We start from the raw sequence: 917 nt of genomic DNA, 5'->3' as shown, positions 1-917 counted from the left end.
CTAGAGCATATCCTTTGAACACTGAATCGATTTTGAAGTGACAATCGGCGATCTGTCTGATTCAAGGTTTCCAGTTATGGAGGCTTTTGATGGGACGAGCATTAAGCAGTGATTTGCGATCACGCGTTTTGAAGGCTGCAAACGAAGGATTGTCGGCACGCAATGCGGGTGTACGGTTCGGGGTGTCCGCAGCGACAGCGATCCGCTGGGTTTCTCGTGCGCGCGATGGTGAGTTGGAAGCACGGCGTCCGGGTCGACGACGCGGTTCAAGACTTGATGCCCATGAAGATTTTATCGTGGGTATGATTGAAGAGCGCAAAGACGTCACGCTCAACGAAATGGTTGCCCGTCTGGCTCAAGAGCGCAGCCTCCAGATTGTGCGGAGTGCTTTGAATACCTGGTTACGGGCTCGTGGCTTTACTTACAAAAAAAGACCGCACATGCATTGGAGCAGGAACAGCCAGACCTAATGAGGAGGCGTGAGGCGTGGTTTGAAAGCCAGCTTGAGCTTGATCCTGAAAGGCTCGTTTTTATCGACGAAACGGGCCTGAATACGAAGATGGCGCGGTTGCGTGGGCGCAGCCCGCGAGGCGAAAGATGCCACGCAGGCATCCCACATGGTCACTGGAAAACAACGACGTTTACCGGTGCGCTCCGCCTCTCAGGCATGACAGCACCCATGGTGCTGGATGGTGCAATGAATGCCGACGCCTTTCGTGCTTATATCGAACAAGTGCTCGTGCCGACACTGACCCCCGGTGACATCGTAATCATGGACAATTTGCCTGCTCATAAGGTTGTCGGAATACGAGAAGCGATTGAGGAGGCAGGTGCGCAACTACGGTATCTGCCGCCCTATAGTCCCGATTTCAACCCAATAGAGATGGCGTTCTCGAAACTCAAAGCACATCTGCGTG

General features: G+C 53.5%; 1 pseudogene. It reads left to right on the top strand.

Annotated elements, in window-relative coordinates:
• Nucleotides 1–89 precede the first annotated feature (89 nt).
• Nucleotides 90–917, top strand: a pseudogene (locus tag FJQ48_RS11035) (IS630 family transposase); the annotation flags it as partial.

This window comes from Ochrobactrum sp. CGA5, assembly GCF_006345815.1.
Taxonomy (GTDB): Bacteria; Pseudomonadota; Alphaproteobacteria; order Rhizobiales; family Rhizobiaceae; genus Brucella.
Note: the sequence above shows the minus strand (reverse complement) of the source record. Positions and strands in the feature narration are given on the sequence as shown.